The 5,211-nt window shown below is 71.1% G+C and carries 4 protein-coding genes and 1 pseudogene; 1 reads left to right on the forward strand and 4 read right to left on the reverse strand.

Annotated elements, in window-relative coordinates; translation table 11 throughout:
- Nucleotides 1–277 (reverse strand): type II 3-dehydroquinate dehydratase (locus GTW67_RS37840; RefSeq protein WP_161166829.1); only part of this gene is annotated, 277 nt, incomplete at its 3' end.
- Between the two features lie 103 nt (nucleotides 278–380).
- On the opposite strand from GTW67_RS37840, the gene GTW67_RS23720 reads away from it, so the two are divergent.
- A complete protein-coding gene (locus GTW67_RS23720; protein ID WP_161166826.1) occupies nucleotides 381–1,430 on the forward strand; it encodes a S66 family peptidase in 1,050 nt (349 codons plus the stop codon).
- 37 nt (nucleotides 1,431–1,467) lie between these two features.
- Here the strand turns inward: GTW67_RS23720 and GTW67_RS23725 are convergent, their stop codons facing one another.
- From GTW67_RS23725 to GTW67_RS23735, 3 genes and pseudogenes are all read right to left on the reverse strand, one after another.
- Entirely contained in the window at nucleotides 1,468–2,568 is a 1,101-nt protein-coding gene (locus GTW67_RS23725) for a calcium:cation antiporter (protein WP_161166827.1), read from the reverse strand.
- A gap of 190 nt (nucleotides 2,569–2,758) precedes the next feature.
- Nucleotides 2,759–3,748: a TerC/Alx family metal homeostasis membrane protein gene (locus GTW67_RS23730; protein WP_161166828.1), complete on the reverse strand. Its 990-nt coding sequence runs from the start codon at nucleotides 3,746–3,748 to the stop codon at nucleotides 2,759–2,761.
- A 299-nt stretch (nucleotides 3,749–4,047) separates the two neighbouring features.
- Nucleotides 4,048–5,211, reverse strand: a pseudogene (locus GTW67_RS23735) (TerD family protein); the annotation flags it as partial.

The following is a 5,211-nucleotide window of genomic DNA, read 5'->3' on the forward strand; positions in this document are numbered from 1 at the left end:
TCAGGATCGCGACGGACGTGTGCGAGTACGCGGCGGGGTTGATCACGATCCCGCAGTGGTTCAGCCGTGCCTCGTGGATCCAGTCGACCAGTTCGCCCTCGCGGTTGGACTGGCGGAAGTCCACCGTGCCGCCGTGTGCCGCGGCCGTCTTGGCGCACAGGGCCTCGACGTCGGCGAGGGTGTCGGAGCCGTAGATCTCCGGCTGGCGCTGGCCGAGCAGGTTCAGGTTGGGCCCGTTGAGGATCATGATCGGGGCGTTGGCCAGGGTGCGGGGCACGTCTTCCTCCGGTCCGTTCGCGGTGCGGCGGCCCTTGACCGGCCGGCGCTCGCCCCGGTTTATCACGGTGCGTCGGCGGCGCGGCCGGCCGTATCCTCCGCGCATGCCCCCGACGATCATGTACCCGCCCAAGCCCTCGCCCGGAGACCGCGTGGCGGTGATATCGCCCGCGTCGGGTCTGCCCGGACTGTTCCCGCGCCCCTACGAGTTGGGCCTGGAGCGGCTGCGCGAGGAGTTCGGTCTGGAACCGGTCGAGTATCCGGCCACCCGCAAGATGGGCTCCACACCGCGGGAACGGGCCGACGACATCCACGCGGCCTTCGCCGACCCGGACGTCAAGGCCGTGTTCGCGTCGATCGGCGGTGACGACCAGATCACCGTCCTGCCGTATCTGGACCGGGAGTTGCTGCGGGCCCACCCGAAGCCGTTCTTCGGGTGGAGCGACAACACGAACCTGCTGGCCTTTCTGCGCACCACGGGAATCGTGGCGTTCCACGGCGCGAGCGTGATGTGCGAGCTGGGCCGTCCCGGCGCCATGCACCCGCAGACCGCCGACTCGCTGCGGGCCGCGCTGTTCACGTCCGGCCCCTACGGACTGCGGCCCGCCGAGCGCTGGAACGACGTGGACCGGGACTGGGCCGACCCCGCGACCTTCGAAAGCGAACCGGGGACCCGGCCCGGCTCCGGCTGGACCTGGGTCAATGCCGGCCGGGTGGTCGAGGGGCGCAGCTGGGGCGGCTGCCTGGAGGTCCTCGGCGGGCTGCTGATGGCCGACCGCGAGATCGCGCGCGACCCGGCCGAGTACGACGGGGGCGTGCTGTTCCTGGAGACCTCGGAGGAGTTGCCGAGCGCCACGGAGGTCTTCCGGACGCTGCGCAACATGGGCGAGCGCGGTCTGCTCCGCCGCTTCTCCGCGCTGCTGATGGGCCGCTCGAAGACGTGGTCCTTCGACCGGCCCAACACCCCCGAGGAGGCCGCCCGTTATGCGGCGGAGCAGCGGGAGGCGGTGCTGCGCGCGATGCGGACCTATGCTCCCGACGCCGTGATCGTCTTCGACGTGGACCTCGGCCACACCGACCCGCAGCTCGTCGTCCCGTACGGCGGGCACGTCCGCGTCGACGGGCCCGCCCGGCGGATCGTCGTCACGTACTGATCCGCGCACCGGCCCACCCGGCGGGGTGCCGCGTCCGCTACGGGTTGATCGCGAGTTCCAGGTACGCGGCGAACAGGACCAGGTGGACGCCTCCCTGGAGGGGTGTGGCGCGTCCCGGTACGACCGTCAGGGAGGCCACCACCACGGTCAGCGCGAGCAGCACCATGTGGGTGGGGCCGAGGCCCAGGACCAGCGGTCCGGAGAGCCAGACGGAGGCCAGGGCGACCGCCGGGATGGTCAGCCCGATGCTGGCCATGGCGGAGCCGAGCGCGAGGTTCAGGCTGGTCTGCACCCGGTCCCGGCGGGCGGTGCGCAGGGCGGCGATGGTCTCGGGGAGCAGGACCAGCAGGGCGATGATCACGCCGACGACGGCGTGATGGAGTCCCGCGGCCTCCACCCCGTCCTCGATGGTGGGTGAGACCCCTTTCGCCAGCCCGACCACGCCGATCAGGGCCAGGGCGAGCAGCAGCAGGCTGACCAGTGCGGTACGGGACGACGGTGCGTTCGCGTGGTCCTCGACGGTGATCACCTCGCCCTGCCGGGTGATCGGGAGGAAGTAGTCGCGGTGCCGCACGGTCAGGGTCGTGATGAACAGCCCGTAGAGAATCAGCGAGGACAGTGCCGCGAAGGTCAGCTGGACGGTGGAGAACTCCGGGCCCGGCGCGCTGGTCGTGAACGTCGGCAGCACGAGGCTGAGCGTGGCCAGGGTCGCCACCGTGGCGAGGGCGGCGCCGGTGCCCTCCGGGTTGAACACCGCCGTGCCGTGGCGCAGGGAGGCGACGAGCAGGCTGAGCCCGACGACGCCGTTGCAGGTGATCATCACGGCCGCGAAGACCGTGTCCCGGGCGAGGGTCGCGCTCTTGTCGCCGCCGTCCACCATCAGGGTCACGATGAGGGCCACCTCGATGACGGTGACGGCGATGGCGAGAACGAGGGAGCCGAAGGGCTCCCCTACCCGGTGGGCGACGACCTCGGCGTGGTGCACGGCGGACAGGACGGACAGCGCGAGGACGACGGTCAGCACCGCCACGACCACGCCGGGCAGGCTGCGCCCCCAGGTGAGGCCCAGCAGCACCACCGCGACCACGGGCGTGACGTTCGTCCACTGTGCGAGGAGCGCCCTGGGCCGCGTGATCATGCAGCGATCGTCGCAGAGGCGAACGGACCCCGCACTCCCGGTCACACGGACGGGGAACGCCCTCGGTCGGCGCCCCCGCCCGGGTCCCTCTGCCCCAGCCCGCGCCACGGCGCCGGGAGCGGCGGACGGCTCTGTGCCGCTCGCCGCTCCCGGCGGTGACCCGCGCGTCCGGCGGACGGTCCGGAGCGGGTCAGGCCTCGATGTCCTGCTTCTCCGCGTCCTGGGCGACCGCCTCGTCCGCCTGCTTCCGGGAGGCCCGGAGGCTGGTGATCGTGGTGACGATCAGGACCGCGCAGATCACGCCGAGCGAGACCGGGATGCTGATCTCGGGGACGTGGACCCCGGACTCGTGCAGGGCGTGCAGCACCAGCTTCACGCCGATGAAGCCCAGGATGATCGACAGGCCGTACGAGAGGTGAACCAGCTTCTTCAGCAGGCCGCCGATGAGGAAGTACAGCTGCCGCAGACCCATCAGGGCGAACGCGTTGGCCGTGAACACGATGTACGGGTCCTGGGTCAGGCCGAAGATCGCCGGGATGGAGTCGAGCGCGAAGAGGACGTCGGTGGTGCCGATCGCGAGCATCACGACCAGCATCGGGGTCATGACGCGCTTGCCGTTCTCCTCGATCCACAGCTTGGTGCCGTGGTACCGGTCGGCGACACCGAACCGGCGCTCGACGGCCTTGAGCAGCTTGTTCTCCTCGAACTCCTCGTCCTCCTCCTCGGCCCGGGCCTCCTGGATGAGCTTCCAGGCGGTCCAGATCAGGAAGGCGCCGAAGAGGTAGAACACCCACGAGAAGCTGGCGAGGATCGCGGCACCGGCGGCGATGAAGATGGCCCGCAGAACCAGGGCTATGAGGACACCGACGAGGAGAACTCGCTGCTGGTACTGCGAGGGCACCGCGAACTTCGCCATGATCAGGACGAACACGAAGAGGTTGTCGACGCTCAGGGACTTCTCGGTGATGAAGCCCGCGAAGAACTCGCCGGCGGGCTGGCCTCCGCCGAAGATCAGGAGCCCGAGTCCGAAGAGACCCGCCAGCGCGATCCAGACGACCGTCCAGATGCCGGCTTCCTTGATCGACACGTCGTGCGGCTTGCGGCCGATGAAGAAATCGACCGCGATGAGGGCGGCGAGGCCCACGATGGTCAGGACCCACAGGGTCACGGAAACTTCCACTTACGCCTCCGGCAGTACGTCACACGGCAGATGTCAGCGTCGTCGCTGCCGGAGGTCTCTTCCACCCCGGGCGTCCGGTGCGCGAGGCGCGTCCGGAGCCCACGGGCCGACGCCCCGGGATCTGGCCTGATCCGTATTGACGGGTACGCCGCAGTTGGCAGGGAGTACTCCCCTCCGTACGAAAAACAGTACCCCAATCACCAAGGAAAGGTAAAGAGAGAGGTAAAAGAAGAGCCAAAACGCCAGGTCAGGGCAACTTTACGAGTGCTTGGTGCAGCCGGCTCGGCGCGGGCCTCGGCTCACCGGTTCCACGAACGGCGGGCCGCGGCGACCGCGGTGAGCACCTGCTGGAGCACCTGGCTGCCGGGCGGCACGACCGGGGGCTCGTAGGTCCAGGCGTGGCCGACCCACGGGTCTGCCAGGTGGTCGTCGGCCACCGGGGTCAGGCGCAGCAGCGAACGCCACAGCGGGTCGAGCAGCGGTCCGTACCCCGCGGACTCCTCGCGGTCGGCGACCAGCATCAGGTGCACCCCGACGGAGGGGCCCTCGTCCGCGAGGTAGCGGAGCTGGTTCACGGCCCGGTCGTCGAAGCCGTGCGGGAAGTCGTTGACGATCAGGAGCTGCTGGGACGTGTCGAGGCCGGGCGGCAGCGCATCGGTGGCGCCTCCGCGCAGTGCCATCTGCACCAGGTCGACGCGCTGGGTGAGCCGGGCGAGCACGTCCGCCGTCCCCGCGGCGCCCTGGGCCGGCGGGGCGGCGAGCACGCCGGTCCGCACCAGCGGTGCCAGGGCCTGCGTCCCCGCTCCGGCCGGGTCGATGACGTGGACGGTGAACTCGCCCGCCGGGTAGACGGCGAGCAGCCGGGCCGCGTGCGCGACCGCCGTCTCCAGGGCCAGGCGTCCCGTCTCGTGGGAGTCGGCGAACGAACCGTCGAGCGAGCCGGAACGTCCGCTGTCGATCCACAGCCCGCGCTCCAGGGGCAGCCGGACGAGCATCGGTATGCGTATCCGGTCGGCCTCGGGCAGCCGGAGGTCGCCCAGGCGCACGGCCATGGGGATCTCCATGGGCACGCGATAGGCGTGCCAGACGGGGTTGTCCCAGCGGGCGTAGGCCGCCGGCAGAGCGGGTTCGACGACCTCGGCCTCGGCGGCGAGCTGGGCGAGGTCCCGGTCGAGGGCTTCCCTGGCCTGGGCCACGAGCCGGCCGTGCCGGGCGCGGGCGGCCTCGCGCGCGGCGTCGCCCTGCCCACCGATCCGGCTGCGCGGGTCGGACAGGGCCTGGTCGATCTCCTTGTCCATGCGGGACTCGGCGAAGTCGACGGCACTGCGGTACGCGGCGGCGGTGCGGGCCAGGTCCTCGAACATGCCCCACACCTGGTTGTACAGCCGCTCGTCCATCGACCAGCCGGTGGCGTCGCCCGCGACGGGCTGTGCGGGCTGCCCGGGTGCGGCCGGGGGCGCGGT

The sequence above is a fragment of the Streptomyces sp. SID5910 genome, from assembly GCF_009862125.1.
In the GTDB taxonomy this organism is placed as follows: domain Bacteria; phylum Actinomycetota; class Actinomycetes; order Streptomycetales; family Streptomycetaceae; genus Streptomyces.

Excerpts from the sequence above, each read along its gene's own strand:
- GTW67_RS23720 (WP_161166826.1), top strand. The coding sequence starts at position 381 with ATGCCCCCGACGATCATGTACCCGCCCAAGCCCTCGCCCGGAGACCGC.
- GTW67_RS23725 (WP_161166827.1), bottom strand. The coding sequence starts at position 2,568 with ATGATCACGCGGCCCAGGGCGCTCCTCGCACAGTGGACGAACGTCACG.